At 60.6% G+C, this 18,884-nt stretch carries 15 protein-coding genes and 2 pseudogenes; 10 read left to right on the top strand and 7 right to left on the bottom strand.

Annotation, left to right across the window (positions count from 1 at the left end; all coding sequences use genetic code 11):
• Window positions 1-116: 116 nt before the first annotated feature.
• Window positions 117-575 carry an Lrp/AsnC family transcriptional regulator gene (locus CHH27_RS01455; RefSeq protein WP_094069992.1) on the bottom strand — a complete coding sequence of 153 codons (459 nt, stop codon included), beginning with the start codon at window positions 573-575 and terminating at the stop codon, window positions 117-119.
• A gap of 113 nt (window positions 576-688) precedes the next feature.
• Between CHH27_RS01455 and CHH27_RS01460 the strand changes: the two genes are divergently transcribed.
• The gene (locus CHH27_RS01460) at window positions 689-1,891 is read left to right on the top strand and encodes a methionine gamma-lyase (RefSeq protein ID WP_094069993.1); all 1,203 of its coding nucleotides are present in this window, start codon (window positions 689-691) and stop codon (window positions 1,889-1,891) included.
• 156 nt (window positions 1,892-2,047) lie between these two features.
• Here the strand turns inward: CHH27_RS01460 and CHH27_RS01465 are convergent, their stop codons facing one another.
• Window positions 2,048-2,515, bottom strand: coding sequence for an Lrp/AsnC family transcriptional regulator (locus tag CHH27_RS01465; RefSeq protein ID WP_094074452.1), 468 nt, complete (start codon window positions 2,513-2,515; stop codon window positions 2,048-2,050).
• A 125-nt stretch (window positions 2,516-2,640) separates the two neighbouring features.
• Between CHH27_RS01465 and CHH27_RS01470 the strand changes: the two are divergent.
• Window positions 2,641-4,997 (top strand): annotated as a pseudogene (locus CHH27_RS01470) (1-deoxy-D-xylulose-5-phosphate synthase N-terminal domain-containing protein).
• 107 nt (window positions 4,998-5,104) lie between these two features.
• Here the strand turns inward: CHH27_RS01470 and CHH27_RS01475 are convergent.
• The 4 genes from CHH27_RS01475 to CHH27_RS01490 all read right to left on the bottom strand — a co-directional run bounded on the left by CHH27_RS01475 (window position 5,105) and on the right by CHH27_RS01490 (window position 8,176).
• Window positions 5,105-5,926, bottom strand: a complete 822-nt coding sequence (locus CHH27_RS01475; RefSeq protein WP_094069994.1) for an amidohydrolase — start codon at window positions 5,924-5,926, stop codon at window positions 5,105-5,107.
• Window positions 5,923-6,354 (bottom strand): RbsD/FucU family protein, encoded by a 432-nt coding sequence (locus CHH27_RS01480; protein WP_094069995.1) that lies wholly within the window; start codon window positions 6,352-6,354, stop codon window positions 5,923-5,925. Before CHH27_RS01480 ends, CHH27_RS01475 begins: the two co-directional genes overlap by 4 nt.
• Entirely contained in the window at window positions 6,344-7,396 is a 1,053-nt protein-coding gene (locus tag CHH27_RS01485) for an aldo/keto reductase (RefSeq protein ID WP_094069996.1), read from the bottom strand. The genes CHH27_RS01480 and CHH27_RS01485 overlap by 11 nt, the downstream gene beginning before the upstream one ends.
• Window positions 7,397-7,462: 66 nt before the next feature.
• Entirely contained in the window at window positions 7,463-8,176 is a 714-nt protein-coding gene (locus tag CHH27_RS01490; RefSeq protein WP_094069997.1) for a GntR family transcriptional regulator, read from the bottom strand.
• 117 nt (window positions 8,177-8,293) lie between these two features.
• Here CHH27_RS01490 and CHH27_RS01495 point away from each other — a divergent pair, with 117 nt between their 5' ends.
• From CHH27_RS01495 to CHH27_RS01520, 6 genes are all read left to right on the top strand, one after another.
• Entirely contained in the window at window positions 8,294-9,820 is a 1,527-nt protein-coding gene (locus tag CHH27_RS01495; protein ID WP_247646178.1) for a UxaA family hydrolase, read from the top strand.
• A 51-nt stretch (window positions 9,821-9,871) separates the two neighbouring features.
• Window positions 9,872-10,621, top strand: coding sequence for an SDR family oxidoreductase (locus tag CHH27_RS01500; protein WP_094069999.1), 750 nt, complete (start codon window positions 9,872-9,874; stop codon window positions 10,619-10,621).
• A gap of 34 nt (window positions 10,622-10,655) precedes the next feature.
• Entirely contained in the window at window positions 10,656-12,182 is a 1,527-nt protein-coding gene (locus CHH27_RS01505; RefSeq protein ID WP_094070000.1) for a sugar ABC transporter ATP-binding protein, read from the top strand.
• Window positions 12,179-13,183, top strand: coding sequence for an ABC transporter permease (locus tag CHH27_RS01510; protein WP_094070001.1), 1,005 nt, complete (start codon window positions 12,179-12,181; stop codon window positions 13,181-13,183). The genes CHH27_RS01505 and CHH27_RS01510 overlap by 4 nt, the downstream gene beginning before the upstream one ends.
• Window positions 13,184-13,256: 73 nt before the next feature.
• Window positions 13,257-14,201 (top strand): ABC transporter substrate-binding protein, encoded by a 945-nt coding sequence (locus tag CHH27_RS01515; RefSeq protein WP_094070002.1) that lies wholly within the window; start codon window positions 13,257-13,259, stop codon window positions 14,199-14,201.
• A 138-nt stretch (window positions 14,202-14,339) separates the two neighbouring features.
• On the top strand, window positions 14,340-15,194 hold the full coding sequence (locus CHH27_RS01520; RefSeq protein ID WP_094070003.1) for a fumarylacetoacetate hydrolase family protein: 855 nt from the start codon (window positions 14,340-14,342) through the stop codon (window positions 15,192-15,194).
• A gap of 177 nt (window positions 15,195-15,371) precedes the next feature.
• Here the strand turns inward: CHH27_RS01520 and CHH27_RS01525 are convergent, their stop codons facing one another.
• Window positions 15,372-15,932, bottom strand: coding sequence for a PAS and helix-turn-helix domain-containing protein (locus CHH27_RS01525; RefSeq protein WP_094070004.1), 561 nt, complete (start codon window positions 15,930-15,932; stop codon window positions 15,372-15,374).
• An 85-nt stretch (window positions 15,933-16,017) separates the two neighbouring features.
• On the opposite strand from CHH27_RS01525, the pseudogene CHH27_RS01530 reads away from it, so the two are divergent.
• Window positions 16,018-17,342 (top strand): annotated as a pseudogene (locus CHH27_RS01530) (acetylornithine deacetylase/succinyl-diaminopimelate desuccinylase family protein).
• A complete protein-coding gene (locus tag CHH27_RS01535) occupies window positions 17,329-18,813 on the top strand; it encodes an ABC transporter substrate-binding protein (RefSeq protein WP_094070005.1) in 1,485 nt (494 codons plus the stop codon). The pseudogene CHH27_RS01530 and the gene CHH27_RS01535 overlap by 14 nt, the downstream one beginning before the upstream one ends.
• Window positions 18,814-18,884 lie beyond the last annotated feature (71 nt).

Consider the following 18,884-nt stretch of genomic DNA (forward strand, 5'->3'; position numbering starts at 1 on the left):
AGGCGCCCCCAGTCTGCTCGGGTCCGGGATGTCTTTTCAGCGTCTGACGCGGGTCGCCCTTCCTGGCCGCCGTTTGCACAAACACATCGATGGTCGGCTCAAGCGGGCTGAGCTGTTCAGGAGAGTTTGGGAAACACGGCCGTTTTCTTGACCGTGCCATAGACAAAACTCGTGTCGATGGAAGCGATGCCGCCGATCGGGTGGATCCTTGTCCGGATGAAGGTCTCATAAGCGTCGAGATCGGAGACGACGACCCGCAACTGATAGTCCATTGCACCGGTCAGGACATGGCACTCCAGGATTTCCGGGATGGTCTGAACCTGGCGTTCGAACCTCTGCACGTCTTCTTCGTTGTGACGTTCCAGCCGGATCCGCACAAACACGGTGATCGGTAGTCCGTAGACGGCAGGGTCGACATCGACAGAAAAACCCTTGATGGCACCCGAGGCCTCGAGATTGCGCAGCCGGCGCAGGCACGGGGACGGCGACAGGTTCACCTCGTCGGCAAGGTCCTGGTTTGTCATGCGGCCGTCGCGCTGCAGCGCGCGGATGATCTGGCGGTCCTTGCTGTCCATTTTCTCTCTTTTTGGCAGATTCTGCTAATCAGAAGCTTATCTGAGGCATGAATTGAAATCTACTGCTCTCGAAATTTCGACATACTGCCAAGATCGAGATTTGGGAGACAGCCATGAGTGCCTATAAGGGTTTTGCCAGCCGCGCCATCCATCACGCCTACAAGCCGATGGACAATGATGCATCGCTCACGCCGCCGCTTCACTTGAGTTCCACCTTCGTGTTCGAAAGTGCGGAAGCCGGTGGCGAGATGTTTGCAGGCGAGCGCCCGGGCCATATCTACAGCCGCATCTCCAACCCGACGCTGGATCTCCTGGAACAGCGCATCGCCGATCTGGAAGGCGCGGAGGCCGGTCTGGCGCTGTCATCCGGCATGGGTGCCATCACCGCAACGCTCTGGACGCTGGTTGCGCCGGGCGACGAGATCATCGTCGACGAGACGCTTTATGGCTGCACCTTCGCCTTCATGCGTCACGGTCTTACCAAGTTCGGGATCACCATCACACATGTGGACATGACCGATCCGGAGAACCTGCGCGGCGCGATCTCCGACAAGACGCGCGTGGTCTATTTCGAAACACCGGCCAATCCCAACATGCGCCTCGTCGACATTGAGCATATCGCTGCCATCGCGCATGAAGCGGGCGCAACGGTGATCGTCGACAACACCTACGCGACACCCTATCTGACACGCCCGATCGAGATGGGTGCCGACATCGTTCTGCATTCGGCCACCAAGTATCTCGGCGGTCATGGCGATGTGGTTGCCGGCCTCGTGGCCGGCAGCGCCGAGCAGATCCAGGAGATCCGCCTTGTCGGCATGAAGGACATGACCGGTGCGGTGATGGCTCCCTTCAACGCCCTTCTGATCCTGCGCGGACTGAAAACGCTGGCCCTGCGCATGGACAGGCATTGTTCCTCGGCCGGACAGGTCGCTGAATGGCTGGAAGCACACCCGGCGGTTTCTAAGGTTTATTTCCCGGGGCTTGAGAGTTTCGAGCAGCACCAACTCGCCAAACGTCAGATGGCTCAGCCCGGCGGCATGATCGCCTTTGAACTGAAGGGTGGACTGGAAGCCGGTATCTCGATGATGAACGCCCTGGAGATGATCCAGCGGGCCGTTTCGCTGGGAGATGCCGAGACGCTGATCCAGCATCCGGCTTCCATGACCCATTCCACCTATACGCCCGAAGAGCGCGCCGCCCATGGCATCAGCGACGGTCTGGTGCGCCTGTCGGTGGGACTGGAAGAGGTTGAGGACATCCTGGCGGATCTGGCACAGGCCCTGCCGGAAGGTGAAGCGGCCGCGGCGGCTTAACCAGCCAAGAAGCAAGCCTCACTTCAAAGCGGCGTCTCGAAGGACGGGCCGCAAACGCGAGTTTGCCGTCCATCCTCCGAGACGCGAGCAAGCCCGCTCCTCAGAATGACGGCGTGGGGCGGGAAACTGTGAGGCCGTGGGGAGGGAAGCCGGTGGTCACGGTGTCCTGGCGACACCGGATTTCACCCGGCGCAGCGGGATGGAGCTCTCGATATTGGCAACGCCCTGAACCTTGGTGAGCTTGCCGGTCAGGAATGTCTCGAAGGCGGCGAGGCCCGTCGTGGCAACGCGCAAGAGGTAGTCGCGATTGCCGGTCATCAGCCAGCAGTCGACCACTTCCGGAAAGGCCTGGATCGCGGCTTCGAACTGGTCCAGCGTGACATCGATCTGCTTGTCGAGCTGCACCGAGACGAAAACCGACACTTCATAACCGAGCTTGACCTCGTCGATCAGTGCGCAATAGCCGGTGATGATGCCCCGGTCCTCCAGCTGACGCAGCCGGCGGGCAACGGGCGTGGCGCTTAGGCCGACCCGTTCGGAGAGATCCTGAATCGAGATCCGGCCATCCTGGCGCAATTCACGCAGGATCTGGATATCAAACGTGTCGAGTGCGTCGGAAATCACCAAGATTTGGCCTTCTGATAATGAAGTTCACCAGAAACTAGCTGAAGTGGCTATCGAATTGCAAGAAACCGGCTCAGGCCGGACGTTAGATTGAAGCCAGAAACCGGATGCAGCGGAACATGGGCATGAGCACTGAACACCTGAAAACCATAGAGCAGCGGCTGTTGTGGCTGTCGCACTGGATGATCCACCACGCCAATCACATCCGTCCCAAGGAGGGTGGCATCAAGATCGGCGGGCACCAGGCCAGTTCAGCCTCGATGGTGTCGATCATGACCGCTCTCTATTTTTCCGTGCTCAAACCGGAAGACCGGGTGGCGGTCAAACCCCATGCCTCGCCGATCTTCCACGCGATCCAGTATCTGATGGGCAACCAGACACGCGAGAAGATGGAAAACTTCCGTGGGCTCGGCGGCGTCCAGTCCTATCCGTCGCGCACCAAGGACATCGACGATGTCGATTTTTCCACCGGCTCGGTTGGCCTGGGCGTTGCAATCACCTCCTTCGCATCGCTGATCCAGGACTATATCGCGGCAAAATCCTGGTCGGGTGAGGGGCCTCTCGGTCGCATGATCGCGCTTGTCGGGGATGCGGAGCTGGACGAGGGCAATGTTTATGAAGCCCTGCAGGAGGGCTGGAAGAACGATCTCCGGAATTGCTGGTGGATCATCGACTATAACCGCCAGTCGCTCGACGGCATCGTCCGCGAAGGCCTGTTCGACCGGGTGGAGAAAATCTTCGATGCCTTCGGCTGGGAGGTTGTCCGGGTCAAATACGGCGCCCTGCAGCGGGCCGCCTTCGCCGAACCGGGCGGAGACAGGCTCCGCCAATGGATCGACGACTGTTCCAATCAGGAATATTCGGCCCTGACTTTCATGGGCGGCGCGGTCTGGCGCAAACGTCTGATGGATGATCTCGGTGACCAGGGCGACGTGACTGCGCTGATCGACCGCCGCTCCGATCAGGAACTGGCCGACCTCATGGAAAACCTTGGCGGCAACTGCACCGAGACGATGGCCGAGGCCTTTGCGGCGATTGACCACGACAGGCCGACCTGTTTCCTGGCCTATACGATCAAGGGCTGGGGCACGCCGATCGCCGGTCACAAGGACAATCACGGCGGGCTGATGAACAAGGCCCAGATGACCGAGTGGCAACAGCATATGGGCGTAGCAGAAGGCGACGAATGGGAGCCGTTTGCCACCGTTCGTGACGTTGCCGGGCTGAAGGCCTTTCTGGACGAGGTGCCGTTTTTTGCCAAGGGGCGCCGTCGTTACGCGGCCGACAAGATCAGTGTGCCGTCCATAGAGCTCAGCTCCGACCGGGACCTCTCCACCCAGATGTCCTTTGGCAAGGTGCTGGACGACCTCTCAAAGGGCGACAGCAAGCTGGCCGAACGGATCGTCACCACGTCGCCGGACGTGACCGGCACCACCAATCTCGGTCCCTGGGTCAACCGGCGCAAGCTCTTTGCCCGCACCGCCATGGCGGATGCCTTTATCGAGCACCGGATTCCGTCCACGGCCAAATGGGAGTTCACGCCCGAAGGGCAGCACATCGAGCTTGGCATTGCCGAAATGAACCTGTTTCTCCTGCTCGGCGCGGCGGGGTTGTCCCATTCGCTGTTCGGCAAACGGCTCATTCCCATCGGCACGGTTTACGATCCCTTCGTCTGCCGCGGTCTCGATGCACTCAACTATGCCTGTTACCAGGACGCCCGCTTCATGATTGTCGGCACGCCGTCCGGCGTCACGCTGGCGCCGGAAGGCGGGGCGCACCAGTCCATCGGCACGCCGTTGATCGGCATGAGCCAGGACGGCCTTGCCGCATTCGAACCCGCCTTTGCCGACGAGCTGGCGGTCATCATGGAATGGGCTTTTGACTATCTTCAGCGCGACGGCGAGGGGATCCGGACGAACGCACCTGGCTGCGGGACGAAACGGGTGGCTCCGTATATCTGCGCCTCTCGACCAATCCCATCGAACAGCCGGTCAAGCGGGCCGACGAGGATTTCCGCCAGGGTGCCATTGACGGGGCCTACTGGCTGCGCAAGCCCGGGCCGAACTGCGAAGTCGTCATTGCCTATCAGGGCGTGGTGGCTCCGGAGGCCATCAAGGCAGCCGGGGAGCTTGCCGGCAATCGGCGAGATGTCGGTGTGCTTGCCGTTACTTCTGCCGACCGGCTGAATGCCGGCTGGACGGCAGCGCAGCGTGCACGGTCGCGCGGCAATACCAACGCCTGCTCCCACATCGAGCACCTTCTCGGCGACCTTCCGGCGCATTGCAAACTGATCACCGTCATCGACGGCCATCCGGCAACGCTGGCCTGGCTCGGCGGCGTGGCGGGACACCAGACCATCCCGCTGGGCGTCGAGCATTTCGGCCAGACCGGCACAATCGGCGATCTCTACCGTCATTTCGGCATCGATGCGGCCTCGATTATCGAGAAGGTGAATGGGCTGACGCCGGGACGGCGGGTTTAAGCGGACGTGTCCGCACGCAACGTGGGATGACAAGCGGAAGGGCGATCGCAGTTTGCCAGAGAGCGGCTTGCAGTCACCTCTTGGGGTCAGGGGGGCGGCCGACGCGGCTACAGATACAGCTTCTCGGCATTTCCGCCCAGAACCGCCTGCCGTTCCGTTTCACCGAGGTCCTTCAGCAGCTCGGCGCTGATCTCTATCCAATCCTCATAGGAGCAGGCAAGGGTGCAGACCGGCCAGTCGGAGCCCCAGATGAGGCGATCCGGTCCGAAGATCTCCAGAAGGTGATCGACATAGGGGCGCAAGGTGTCGAAGGTCCAGCTGTTGCCGGCCTCGGTCACCAGACCGGAGAGCTTGCAGAAGGCTGATGTTTCGGCAGCCAAAACGGCCATGTCTTCGGACCAGTCATCGAACAGGCCCGGGGCGATCTCCGGCTTGGAGCCGTGATCGATCACCATGGGCAGGTCCGGGTGCCGGTCGGCAAGACGGCGAAGGTTCCTGAGGTGCCTTGGAAGGGTGAGCGCGTCAAAGACAAGATCGTGCGCGATCATTGCACGGTAGGCAGGGCTGAGACCGGGTTCCAGCATCCAGTCCGGATCATGGATGTCCTGTATCATCGGCCTCAGGCCAACGAGTTTCGGGTTCTGGGCCAGCACCGCGATCTGCTCCGGCGCATCCGGCGCCTCGAAATCGGCCCAGCCGACCACACCCTTGATGAAATCATTGTCGTCCGCGAGGCTGAGCATGTAGCGGGTCTCAGCGACGGTCGGAGCCGCCTGGACGAGGATCGTACCGTCGATCTGGTGCCGGACAAGGTGAGGTTTCAGATCCTCCGGGTGGTAGTTCCGGTAGATCGGTCCGACGTCCGGTGTCAGCCACCCGTAGTCGCCTCGCGCAATGTCCCAGAAATGCTGATGGGCATCCAGTCTCATGGCGCAATGATGCCCTTGGTCAGGAGAATGTTGCCATAAAGGCGCTGTTCCCCGGTCTGGACAACGGCAAAGGCGCCGGACGCAGCCTCGTAAAAGGCATGCCGTTCGAGCGTGGAAATCTTTGCCGGATGGTCGGCGACCTGGTCGATGATCGACTGGAACTCGGCGACGATGTCGGGAACGGCCTCCGGATCGCCAACCACCTGCATGGTGATCGCAGGAGCGGTCACAAAGGTGTCGAGAGGCATGACCTGAAGTACGGCCTTTAGAACATCCGTTGCGGAAATGCCGTCGAGCCGGAGACAGTCCGGCCCGGAACTCTCGGCCGGAAAATTGCCGTCCACAAGGGCAATCCGGTCGCCGTGGCCCATGGCCCGGAGCGTGTAGAGGAGAGAGGGGCTGAGAATTTGCGGCAGGTTACGCAGCATGGCTGACTTCTCCAGGTAAGGGCGCATCCGGCCGGATCAGGCCTTCCGATCTGAGGTCGGACCAGAAGGAGAAGGGGATCTCCTGCTTCAAAAGTGCGATATTGGCGTCGACCTCGGCTGCGTTGACCGCACCGGGGATGACTGTCTTGACGCTCTGATGGCCAAGGACAAATTGCAGGGCGGCCGCAATCAGCGGAACGCGATGTGCGTTACAGACACGCTCGATCTTCCGGACGCGTTCCAGAATGTCCGGTGGTGCATCGGCGTAATTGTACTTGGCGCCGGCGACGGCACCCGTTGCCAGAATGCCTGAATTGTAGGGGCCGCCCAGAACGATGCCGACATCGCGTTTTTCGCAGAGCGGCAGGAAGGTTTCCAGGGCGTCCTGCTCTAGAAGCGTGTAGCGTCCGGCAAGCAGGAAACAGTCGAAATCCGCTTCTTCCAGAAGCTTCTGGCAAACCTGCCACTCGTTCACCCCAGCGCCGATGGCAGCGATTGCCCCGGCTTCTTTCAACTCGGTCAGGGCGCGGTAACCGCCATCGTCGAAAAGTTCGCGCACGCGCCTGTCACTGGCTTCCTGCGAGCCTTGTGAAAAGACACAGACATCGTGCACCAACAGGATGTCCGCAGCGTCCACCTGAAGACGTTCCTTGCTGGCCTCGTAACTGCGCATGACGCCGTCATAGCTGTAGTCGAACTGGATGCGCTTCTGCGGCACGTCCACAAAGGCTTCCGGCGTCACCTCTTCGGGCGCACAATCTAGCAGGAGCCGGCCGATCTTGGTGGATAGTTCGATGTTTTCCCGGCCAAACCGCCTGATCGCCTCGCCAAACCGCAGTTCGGAGCGGCCAAGACCATATTGCGGAGCCGTGTCGAAATACCGGATCCCGTTGTCAAAGGCGGCTTGCAGGGCCGCCTGGGCGTCTTCCTCGGAGACTTTCCGATACAGGTTGCCGAGCGGGGCGCCGCCAAATCCCATGACCGTCAGGTCTATCCTGCGCGCCGTTCTTGCGTTGAGCGGCCGAATTGCCAAAGCTGTCATGGCTTCCTCCCAGTCATTTTGGCCCTGGCTGCAAGGACCAGGGGCTTTCCTCGTGCACCAGCCTGTTCAGGTGAACAGATCCGGCCGTTCCTTGGCGAGCGGCTCCAGGCGGGTGACCAGTTCGCTCAAGTGTTTTTCCATTGCCTTTCGGGCGGCATCCGCGTCCTGCCGGCGGATCGCCTCGATGATCTGACGGTGCTCCTCATAGGCTTCGTAGGCCCGGCCGCGCAGTGGCAGGAGCAGTTGTCTGGCCCGGTTGACCTGGACCCAGCCGGTTGCCGCGATTGCGTTCAGTCGCGGATAGCCGGTGAACGCAAAGATGAGTTCGTGCATGCGTTCGTCCTCGGCATAGAACCCGGCCTCGTCGTGGTCCTCCAGGCAAAGCGCCTGAAGTCGGAGATTGCGGGTCAGCTCGGCGAGCTGATCTTCCGTGCGTTCGGCGGCGACCTTGGCAACGGCGGCGAGCTCGATTGCTTCGCGGAGAAAGGCGCCTTCGCGAATTTCCGACAGGGAAAATCGTGTGACCCGCGATCCGGATTGCGGGATCACCTCCACCAGCCCCTCGTTCGCGAGCTTGGTGATCGCTTCGGTGACAGGCGAGCGGGACACGCCGAGCTGTTCGCAAATTGCCTGTTTTTTCAAGGGGGTGCCCGGTGGCAGGTCCATGGCCAGGATCGCCATGCGCAGGGCCTCGTAGACACGCTGGGCCAGCGATCCGGAGAGTTTGCTGATGTCCGGCAGGGTGATGTCCGGAAAATCTTGTTCGTTGCTCAGGGACATGATTATCTCGATTAGAATGCTAACATGTTAGTTGACACAGTTGTCCTGTCAAGTTTATCGTCGGGTCAATTCGGCGCTCGACAAAACCATATCTGCGCCGACGTGGGAGAGACATTCGTGCTGCAGCCTCATGCAAATTCCATCCTTCTGAATGCCGATGATAACGTCGTCATCGCCCTGGAGGATATTGGGGCGGGGAAGCATGCGGCCTTTGTCGATGTGCCCCTCACGAACCAGATCCAGCGCGGCCACAAGATTGCACGAAACCCCATCGCCTCCGGCGAAAAAGTGATTCGCTATGGCCAGATCATCGGTCATGCAAAGGCGGATATCCGACCTGGCGAGCATGTGCATGTCCACAATCTGGGCATGGGCGATCACAGCCAGGACTACCAGCACGCCGAAGCCTCGTACCCGCTTGCGCCGATCACGCAGGAGCGGACCTTCATGGGCTATCGCCGCTCGGACGGGAAGGCGGGGACACGCAACTATATCGGCATCCTGACGTCGGTGAACTGTTCGGGCTCTGTCGCAAAATTCATCGCGGAAGCCGCGGAAAAATCCGGGCTGCTGGACGCTTATCCCAATGTCGACGGCATCGTTCCGATCGTCCATGGCACCGGCTGCGGCATGTCGGCAAAGGATGAAGGCTATGCAACGCTGTTCCGGACGCTGTCCGGCTATGCACAGCACCCGAACTTCGCCGCGATCCTGTTGATTGGCCTCGGCTGTGAGGTGATGCAGATCGCCGATCTGGTCGGCGATCGGAAGATCCGGCCCGGCGGGGATCTGCGCTACATGACCATCCAGCAGACGGGTGGCACACGCAAGACAATCGAGGCGGGCCTGCGCGAATTGCTTGAACTGGCGGCCATGGCCAACAAGGCCGAGCGTGTGCCGGTTCCGGTCTCTGAAATCACGGTTGGCATGCAATGTGGCGGTTCTGACGGGTATTCCGGTATCACCGCCAATCCGGCGCTGGGCATCGCGTCCGATCTGCTGGTGCGCCATGGCGGCACGACCATCCTGTCGGAAACCTCCGAGATTTATGGCGCCGAACATCTTCTGACGCGCCGGGCCGTGTCCGTCGAAGTTGGTCAGAAGCTGATCGAGCGGGTGCGGTGGTGGGAAGATTACACCGCCCGAAATGGCGGCGAGATGGACAACAATCCGTCTCCTGGAAACAAGCGCGGCGGACTTACCACCATTTTGGAGAAGTCGCTCGGTGCGGCCGCAAAAGGTGGCTCGGCGCCCCTGACGGATGTCTACAAGTTCGGCGAATTCATCGACAAGAAGGGGTTCGTTTTCATGGACAGCCCCGGTTTCGATCCCTGCTCAGTCACCGGTCAGATTGCGTCCGGTGCCAACATCATCGTCTTTACCACGGGGCGAGGATCCGTCTCCGGCTACATGCCGACGCCCTGCATCAAGCTGGCAACCAACAGCGAGATGTACGCCCGCATGTCGGAGGACATGGACATCAATTGCGGCGATATCGTTTCGGAGAACGTCAGCCTGGAAGCCAAGGGCACCGAGATCTTTGAAAAGATCGTCGCAGTCGCGTCCGGGGAAAAGTCCAGGAGCGAGGAACTCGGTTTTGGCGGCGTGGAGTTCGTGCCGTGGCAGATCGGCGCGGTGATGTGAACGCAGCCTGAAGAACCAAATAAAACGCGCGAATTCTCGGGAGGAAAACGAGTGCGCCTGAAGGATAAAACCATACTGATTTCAGCCGCCGGCCAGGGCATCGGCCGGGCCAGCGCTATTGCCTGCGCCCGCGAGGGAGCCCGGGTCATCGCGGTCGATATCAACGCTGAAACTCTGGCGACATTGTCCCGGGACGTGCCGGAGATTGAGACAAGAAAGCTGGATGTCGGCGACCGGGCAGCCATTGATGCCTTGGCCGCGGAATTGCCTGATCTCGACGGGCTCTTCAATTGCGCCGGGTTTGTCCATCACGGCACGGTTCTCGACATCAGCGAGGATGACTGGGACTTCAGTTTCGATCTCAATGTGCGCTCCATGTACCGCATGACCCAGGCCTTTCTGCCGGGCATGCGCAAGCGGGCACAGGAAACAGGGGCGGCTTCCATCCTGAACATGTCGTCCATGGCGTCTTCCATCAAAGGCTTTCCGGTGCGGACGCTTTACGGCGCGACCAAGGCGGCCGTGATCGGCCTAACCAAGGGCGTTGCCGCGGATTTCGTGGCCGATGGCATCCGCTGCAATGCTCTCTGCCCGGGCACGGTCGACACGCCGTCCTTGCGCGGCCGTATCGCGTCCGCACCGGATCCCGTTGAAGCGGAGAAGAATTTCATCGCCCGCCAGCCCATGGGCCGGCTGGCCACCGTCGACGATCTCACCCCGATGGTTGTCTACCTCATGTCGGATGAAAGCCGGTTCGTTTCCGGGCAGGCACTTCTGGTCGACGGTGGTGTCACGATCTAGTGGCCACTCCGTCGTGGTTTGGGAGGACCGCGTCATGACAAGTCTGGTGAAGATGACGGGAATCGAGAAACGGTTTCCCGGCGTGCACGCCCTGAAATCAGTCAGTTTCGAGCTGGACAGCGGTGAAGTCCATGCACTGATGGGCGAAAACGGTGCCGGCAAGTCGACGCTGATGAAGATCCTGTCGGGCATCTACCCCAAGGATGGCGGCGAGCTTCTGGTCGAGGGGCGGGACGTGGTGATCGACAGTCCACGGGCCGCGCAGGATCTGGGCATCGGCATCATTCATCAGGAGCTCAGCCTGATGAACGATCTGACTGTCGCTCAGAACATTTTCATTGGCCGGGAGCCGCGCAAGCGGTTCGGGCGTCTTGACGAAGCGGCACTCAATGCGCAGGCGGACGAGATCTTCCGCTCCATGAACCTGACCATGAACCCCAGGACCATCGTCGGCGAGCTGACCATTGCCCGCCAGCAGATGGTCGAGATTGCCAAGGCGCTCTCCTACCGGTCCAGGGTCCTGATCATGGACGAGCCGACAGCAGCCCTTAACGACGCGGAAATTGCGGAACTCTTCACCATCATCCGCCGCCTGAAGGCCGATGGCGTTGGCATTATCTATATCAGCCACAAGATGGACGAGCTGAAACAGATCGCCGACCGGGTGACGGTCATGCGTGATGGCGCCTATGTCGGAACCGTCGGCGCGGCCGAAACGCCCGTTTCCAAGATCATCTCCATGATGGTCGGGCGCGAGGTGACCAACGATCCGGTGGTTGTACCCGATCTCTCGGAGGCCGAAACCGTTCTGGAGGTGCGCGGTCTCACTCGAGGCAGCGAAATCCGGGACGTCAGCTTTTCTGTTCGCAAGGGAGAAATCCTGGGTTTTGCCGGTCTGATGGGGGCAGGGCGAACCGAAGTTGCCCGGGCCATCTTTGGCGCCGACCCGCGTGAGGGCGGGGAGATCCGGGTCCACGGCAAGCCCTGCGCAATCTCCAGGCCGTCCGACGCAGTCAGGGCCGGGATCGGATACTTGTCTGAGGATCGCAAGCACTTTGGTCTCGCGACGGGCATGGATGTGCGCACCAACGTGGCGCTTGCGAGCCTTGACCGTTTCGCCAGCCGCTTCGGCGTCCTGAGAGAAGAGGCCATGCGCAAGACCGCGCAGGACTATATCGGCCAACTTGAGATCCGCACCCCCTCCGACCGCCAGGAAGTCCGGTTGCTGTCGGGGGGTAACCAGCAGAAGGTTGTCATCGCCAAGTGGCTCTACCGGGATTGCGACATCCTGATTTTCGATGAACCGACCAGAGGCATCGATGTTGGCGCCAAGTCGGAAATCTACAAGCTCCTGAAGAACCTCGCCAGCGAAGGCCGGGCGATCATCGTGATCTCCTCGGAATTGCCCGAAGTCATGCGGCTCAGCCATCGCATTGCCGTCATGTGCGAAGGACGCCTGACCGGCATCCTGCCGGGCGGAGAAGACACAACCCAGGAAGACATCATGCATCTGGCGACACAACGGGCGCCGTCCATGCAGCCGGAGGGATATCCGCAATGACCGCCGTCAACACGCCATCTTCGCCGACATTCGTGACCCGTCTGCTCGAAGCCGGAGCGCATCAGAAACTGCTCGCCTTTGCCAGCCTGATCCTGCTCCTGATCGGTTTTTCGATCGCGTCTCCCAATTTCATGCAGACGTCCAACATGATTGCCATCTTGCAGGCCACCTCTGTCAATGGCGTTCTGGCAGTCGCCGCGACGCTGGTGATCATCACCGGCGGCATTGATCTGTCGGTCGGAACGTTGATGACCTTCTGCGCGGTGATTGCAGGCGTGGTCTTGACCAATCTCGGCATGCCGCTGCCGCTCGGTGTTCTGGCAGCCATTGCCACAGGCGCCTTTTGCGGCCTGTGTTCGGGCACTTTTGTGGCCAAGATGAAGATTCCGCCCTTCATCGCAACGCTCGGGATGATGCTGATCCTGAAGGGGCTCTCGCTGGTCATCTCCGGCACGCGTCCGATCTACTTCAACGACACGCCGGGGTTCGACCAGATTTCTCGCGGGTCACTGATTGGCGAAATCTTTCCTGCGCTGCCGATCCCCAATGGTGTTCTGATCCTGTTCCTGGTCGCCGGGGCGGCGGCCTACATCCTCGGCCGCACGGTGCTCGGTCGGTACACCTTCGCGCTGGGCTCCAACGAGGAGGCCGTGCGCCTGTCGGGCGTGAACACCGACCTCTGGAAAATGGCGGTCTATGCGCTTGCCGGAGCCATCTGCGGTATCGCCGGCATCCTGATTGCCTCGCGCCTGAACTCGGCTCAGCCCGCCTTGGGTCTCGGCTACGAGCTGGAAGCGATTGCCGCCGTCGTGATCGGCGGAACATCGCTCAGCGGCGGGCGCGGCACGGTTCTCGGAACGCTGATCGGTGCATTGATCATGGCGGTTCTGACCAACGGTCTTCGTGTCCTGTCCGTCGCCCAGGAATGGCAGACCGTTGTCACCGGCGCGATCATCATCCTGGCCGTTTATGCCGACATGGTGCGCCGGCGCAGGTCTTGATTTTCACCAACAACCAAGAGGGCGACCACGCCCCGAAACCCGGGAAGATCCGGTCCAACCACAGGAGAGCAATATGCTGAACAGACGTACCCTCATTGGAGCCGCCAGCGCCGCCGCGCTGATGTTGTCCGCGAATATCGCAAGTGCACAGGAAACCTACGTGCCGCTGATCTCAAAGGGCTTCCAGCACCAGTTCTGGCAGGCCGTGAAGGCAGGCGCCGATCAGGCATCTGAGGAATTTGGTGTCGCCATCACCTTTGAGGGCCCGGACAATGAATCCATGGTCGACCGTCAGATCGACATGCTCGCGGCCGCCCTCGCCAAGAACCCGACGGCCATCGGATTTGCGGCGCTCGACAGCCAGGCAGCCATCCCGCTGCTGCGCCAGGCCCAGGAAAAGGGCATTCCGGTGATCGCCTTTGACAGCGGTGTCGACAGCGACATTCCTGTTGCCACCGCATCGACCGACAATGTCGCCGCAGCTGCCCTCGCGGCGGACAAGATGGCCGAGCTGATCGGCGGCGCCGGCAAGGTGGCCATCGTGGCGCATGACCAGACCAGCCGGACCGGCATCGACCGCGTTGACGGTTTTGCCAATCAGGTCAAGGACAAGTATCCGGACATTGAAGTGGTGACTGTACAATATGGCGCAGGCGATCATTTGAAGTCGACCGAACTGACCAAGGCGATCCTGACGGCCAATCCGGACCTGAAAGGCATCTTTGGTGCCAATGAGGGATCTGCACTTGGTGTCGTCAACGGCGTTACGGAAATGGGCAAGTCCGACATCGTCATCATCGGCTATGACAGTGGCAAGGCCCAGAAGGACGCGATCCGAAATGGCGTGATGGCCGGCGCGATCACCCAGAACCCGGTCGGGATCGGCTATGAAACCGTCAAGGCGGCCCTTGAGGCCTCCCAGGGCAAGGAAGTGCCGTCACATATCGACACCGGCTTCTACTGGTACGACAAGTCGAACATGGACGATCCCAAGATCGCGGCCGTCTTGTATGATTGATTTTTCTAGGTAATATCTAGAAAGAAAATTTGAGCCTGAAACTGCTTCCATATGCAGTCTGATGGTTGCAGATTGAACCGGCTCCCACAACCCGGCCGTCACAAGCGGCCGGGTTCCCAACGTCAAGGAAAGACTTTCATGAAATTGCTGAGATACGGCGCGCCGGGTGAAGAAAAGCCCGGTCTTCTTGATAGCGACAACCAGGTCCGGGACCTGTCATCGATCGTTTCCGACATTGCCGGCGACGCCCTGGGGCCGGAGAGCCTGCAGCGCCTGCAGGCGCTCGAAATCTCGACCTTGCCCGTGGTTGCTGGAACGCCGCAAGAGGACCTGCGTCTTGGCCCCTGTGTCGGGGCTATCGGCAAGTTCATCTGCATCGGCCTGAATTATGCCGACCATGCGGCGGAATCCGGCATGGACGTGCCGCCGGAGCCGGTTGTTTTCAACAAGTGGACGTCGGCGATTGTCGGTCCGGATGACGATGTGATGATCCCGCGCGGGTCAGAAAAGACTGACTGGGAAGTCGAACTGGGCGTCGTGATCGGCAAGGGCGGTGCTTATATCGACGAGGCGGATGCCATGAGCCATGTGGCCGGCTTCTGCGTGGTCAATGATGTGTCGGAGCGCGAATACCAGATCGAGCGGTCCGGCACCTGGGACAAGGGCAAGGGCTGCGACACATTCGGCCCGACGGGTCCCTGGCTGGTGACGCCCGACGAGGTCGGTGACTATGACGACCTTGGAATGTGGCTGGAGGTCGACGGGACGCGCCGCCAGACCGGTTCGACCAAAACCATGGTTTACCGGGTGCCGTTCCTGATTTCCTATCTCAGCCGCTTCATGAGCCTGCAGTCGGGCGACGTCATCTCCACCGGCACGCCTCCAGGCGTCGGCATGGGTCACAAGCCGCCGGTCTATCTGAAGGGCGGCGAAGTCATGAAACTCGGCATCGACAAGCTGGGTGTGCAGACCCAGAAGGTGGTGCGGGCCTGAGTTGAAGAGACAATCTTGCCTTCGTCATTGCCGGGCTTGACCCGGCAATCCATGCCGTGACCTGCGGTAAAAACAGGACGCGGATCAAACCGTTAGCTCTCGGCATGGATGCCATGGTCGAGCCATGGCATGACGAAGAAGGAGAGGCACTTCAACCCGTAATGCGCTTTGCAGGTCTCACCGCGCTCCTTTGCCCGCTTCATGCCCCGAAAACCGCGCCAGCAGCACCGCAACGCTCTTGACCTGAAACTTCTTCAAAAGCCGAGCGCGCACATCCTCGATCGTCCTTGGAGACAGGCCAAGTCCGCGCGCCATCTCCTTGCTTGTCTGTCCCTTGGCAAGCAGAAGCAACACGTCCCGTTCGCGCGGTGTCAGCTGCGGTCCGGTCGTTGCGCGGTCAATCAGCGCAAAACTCAGGACAATGCGCTCCAAGGGCGCTTCAGGGGTCAAGGTACGCGCCCGGAAGCGGCACCAGATGCGGGCTCCATCGGAGCGACGCATCAGCCGTTCATCCGTGTAGGGCAGGGACTGGCGCAAGGGTTCCAGCCCGATATCCCGGATCTGGTGAAATTCCTGATCCGTGCCGTAAAGCAGGCGAAAACTCTGCCCGATCAGGGCCTCCTTGCTGTAACCGAACATGGCGGCGAAGGTTTCGTTGCAGGTCCGGATGATCCTGTTTTCGGTCAGGGTCAGCCCCATCGGGGCGTGGTCGAAGGCAAGTTGATCGAGCTCTGACATGAGTCACCGTGAAACTACGGTATTGGCACCGTAGTTTGAGGGTAGCATAGTTGGTGCCTGAGGTGCCAATGGGAGATGGAGCCGGATGCCGCTTGTCGACGACCTGATCCGTGAAATTGACGCAAGGCGCGATGATCTGATTGCGCTGACACAGGATCTGCTGCGCATTCCGACGCTCAATCCACCCGGCGAGAACTATCTCGAGATCTGCAACTACCTGCACAGGCGACTGCGCAAGGCCGGCTTTTGCGTCGAACTGATCAGAGCGCATGGGGCCCCGGGGACAGCGACAAATATCCGCGCTGGAACGTGGTTGCCCGCCGTGAGGGGGGGAAACCCGGTGAATGCGTGCATTTCAACAGCCATATCGACGTGGTCGATGTCGGGCATGGCTGGACCAAGGATCCGTTTGGCGGCGAACTTGTCGACGGCAAGATCTATGGTCGCGGCGCCTGTGACATGAAGGGGGGCCTGGCTGCCAGCATCGTGGCGGCCGAGGCTTTCCTGGCGGTCTGCCCGGACTTTGCCGGCGCCATCGAGATCAGCGGAACGGCCGACGAGGAATCGGGTGGTTATGGCGGGGTCGCCTATCTGGCCGGCAAGGGCTATTTCGATCCGGACCGGGTCCAGCACGTCATCATTCCCGAACCACTCAACAAGGACAGGATCTGCCTCGGGCACCGCGGTGTCTGGTGGGCGGAAGTCGAGACCTATGGCGAAATCGCCCACGGTTCCATGCCTTTTCTCGGCGATTGCGCCGTCCGCCACATGGGCGCGGTGGTCGAAGAGATGGAGCAGAGCCTGTTCCCGGCGCTGGCGCAAAAACGCACGGATATGCCGGTCGTTCCGGAAGGGGCCAGGCAGTCGACGCTCAACATCAATTCCATTCATGGCGGCCAGTCGGAAGGCGATGCCGATTTCACCGGACTGCCAAGTCCTTGCGTTCCGGACAGCTGCCGAATGGTAATTGATCGCAGGTTCCTGCTGGAAGAGAATATCGATGACGTCCAGGCGGAGGTGATGGATGTTCTGAAAACCGTCGAAGGGCGGCGCGACAAGTTCCGCTATGATGTCCGCGAGCTTCACCGTGTGCTGCCGACCATGACGGAGAAGGACGCGCCCGTGGTCTCAACCGTTGCGAAAGCCATTCGGGAGACCATGGGCAAGGAGGCAGAATATGTCGTCAGTCCCGGCACATACGACCAGAAGCATATCGACCGGATCGGCAAACTGAAAAATTGTATCGCCTATGGTCCGGGCATTCTGGATCTTGCGCACAAACCGGACGAATATGTCGGTGTCGACGACATGCTCGACTCGGCGAAGGTGATGGGCCGCTCGCTGATCGATCTTCTGGCTGGAAAGCAAGATCAGCCGTCAGAAAAAGGGGGAAGTCATGAGCTTGCGTAAGATCGGACTGGGAGTAATAAGCGCCTTGGCGCTGACCGCGAGCATGGGTCTCGCCCACGCCAAGAGCGACATCGTCGTTGCCATGCAGCTGGAACCGCCGCATCTGGACCCGACCAGCGCTGCCGCCGGTGCCATCGACTCCGTGCTCTATTCCAATGTCTTCGAAGGCCTGACCCGTTTCGGCCCGGATGGCTCGGTCAACCCGGGCCTTGCTGAAACCTGGGAGATCTCCGAAGATGGCAAGACCTATACGTTCAAGCTGCAAGAGAGCGTGAAGTTCCACGACGGCAGCGACATGACCGCCGAGGACGTCAAGTTCAGCCTGGACCGCGCGCGCGCGGAAGACAGCCAGAACGCCCAGAAGGCACTTTTTGCAGGCATTGAATCGGTCGAAGTTGTCGATCCGTTGACGGTCAAGGTCACGCTCAAGGAGCCAAACGGCAGTTTCCTGTTCAACATGGCCTGGGGCGACGCCGTGATCGTCGCGCCGGAAACCATCGGTGACATCAAGACAACGCCAATCGGAACCGGTGCGTTCAAGTTCACCGACTGGGTCCAGGGCGACCGGATCGATCTTGAAAAGAATGCCGACTATTGGGGCGAACCTGCCAAACTCGACAAGGTCACCTTCAAGTTCATTTCCGATCCCACCGCAGCCTTTGCGGCCGTGATGGCGGAAGACGTCAATGCCTTTGTCGGCTTCCCGGCACCGGAAAACCTGCCGCAGTTCGAAGCCGATCCGCGCTTCCAGGTGCTGGTGGGGTCAACGGAAGGCGAAACGATCCTGTCGACCAACAACAAGCTGCCGCCGCTCGACAACATCAAGGTGCGTGAAGCCATTGCGCATGCAATCGACCGCCAGGCGATCATCGACGGCGCGATGTTCGGCTACGGCACCCCGATCGGCACCCACTTCGCACCGCATAATCCCGATTATGTCGATCTGACCGGCCTCAGCCAGTACGATCCGGAGCTTTCCAAGAAACTCCTTTCGGAAGCCGGCTATCCGGACGGCTTCACCACGACCCTGAAGCTGCCGCCACCCTCCTATGCCCGTCGCGGCGGGGAGATCATCGCCTCGCAGCTGCGCGCCGTCGGCATCGAGACGGAAATCACCAACCTGGAATGGGCCCAGTGGCTGGAACAGGTGTTCAAGGGCAAGGATTTTGGCCTGACCATCGTCAGTCACACCGAACCGATGGATATCGGCATCTACGCGCGGCCCGACTACTACTTCCAGTACGACAACCCTGCCTTCCAGAAGCTGATCGAAGACCTGACCGTTGAAAACGATCCGGAAAAACGCTCCCAGCTTCTGAAGGATGCACAGGAAATCATCTCCAACGACTATGTGAACGGCTATCTGTTCCAGCTCGCATTCCCGACCGTTGCCAATGCCAAGATCAAGGGGCTCTGGAAAAACCAGCCGACCCAGGCCACGGATCTGACAGCGGTCTCCTGGGAAGACTGACCCATACGCGAAGCAGGGTGTTCGCGCTTCGGTGCGCACACCCATTTTGTCCTTCCCACTCCTGACGGTGG

The organism is Labrenzia sp. VG12, assembly GCF_002237595.1.
Classification (GTDB): Bacteria; Pseudomonadota; Alphaproteobacteria; order Rhizobiales; family Stappiaceae; genus Roseibium.

Bases quoted from the DNA above. Each gene is read 5' to 3' on its own strand.
- CHH27_RS01455 (WP_094069992.1), bottom strand. From the start codon at position 575: ATGGACAGCAAGGACCGCCAGATCATCCGCGCGCTGCAGCGCGACGGC.
- CHH27_RS01460 (WP_094069993.1), top strand. From the start codon at position 689: ATGAGTGCCTATAAGGGTTTTGCCAGCCGCGCCATCCATCACGCCTAC.
- CHH27_RS01475 (WP_094069994.1), bottom strand. From the start codon at position 5,926: ATGAGACTGGATGCCCATCAGCATTTCTGGGACATTGCGCGAGGCGAC.
- CHH27_RS01480 (WP_094069995.1), bottom strand. From the start codon at position 6,354: ATGCTGCGTAACCTGCCGCAAATTCTCAGCCCCTCTCTCCTCTACACG.
- CHH27_RS01485 (WP_094069996.1), bottom strand. From the start codon at position 7,396: ATGACAGCTTTGGCAATTCGGCCGCTCAACGCAAGAACGGCGCGCAGG.
- CHH27_RS01490 (WP_094069997.1), bottom strand. From the start codon at position 8,176: ATGTCCCTGAGCAACGAACAAGATTTTCCGGACATCACCCTGCCGGAC.
- CHH27_RS01505 (WP_094070000.1), top strand. From the start codon at position 10,656: ATGACAAGTCTGGTGAAGATGACGGGAATCGAGAAACGGTTTCCCGGC.
- CHH27_RS01510 (WP_094070001.1), top strand. From the start codon at position 12,179: ATGACCGCCGTCAACACGCCATCTTCGCCGACATTCGTGACCCGTCTG.
- CHH27_RS01515 (WP_094070002.1), top strand. From the start codon at position 13,257: ATGCTGAACAGACGTACCCTCATTGGAGCCGCCAGCGCCGCCGCGCTG.
- CHH27_RS01520 (WP_094070003.1), top strand. From the start codon at position 14,340: ATGAAATTGCTGAGATACGGCGCGCCGGGTGAAGAAAAGCCCGGTCTT.
- CHH27_RS01525 (WP_094070004.1), bottom strand. From the start codon at position 15,932: ATGTCAGAGCTCGATCAACTTGCCTTCGACCACGCCCCGATGGGGCTG.
- CHH27_RS01535 (WP_094070005.1), top strand. From the start codon at position 17,329: ATGAGCTTGCGTAAGATCGGACTGGGAGTAATAAGCGCCTTGGCGCTG.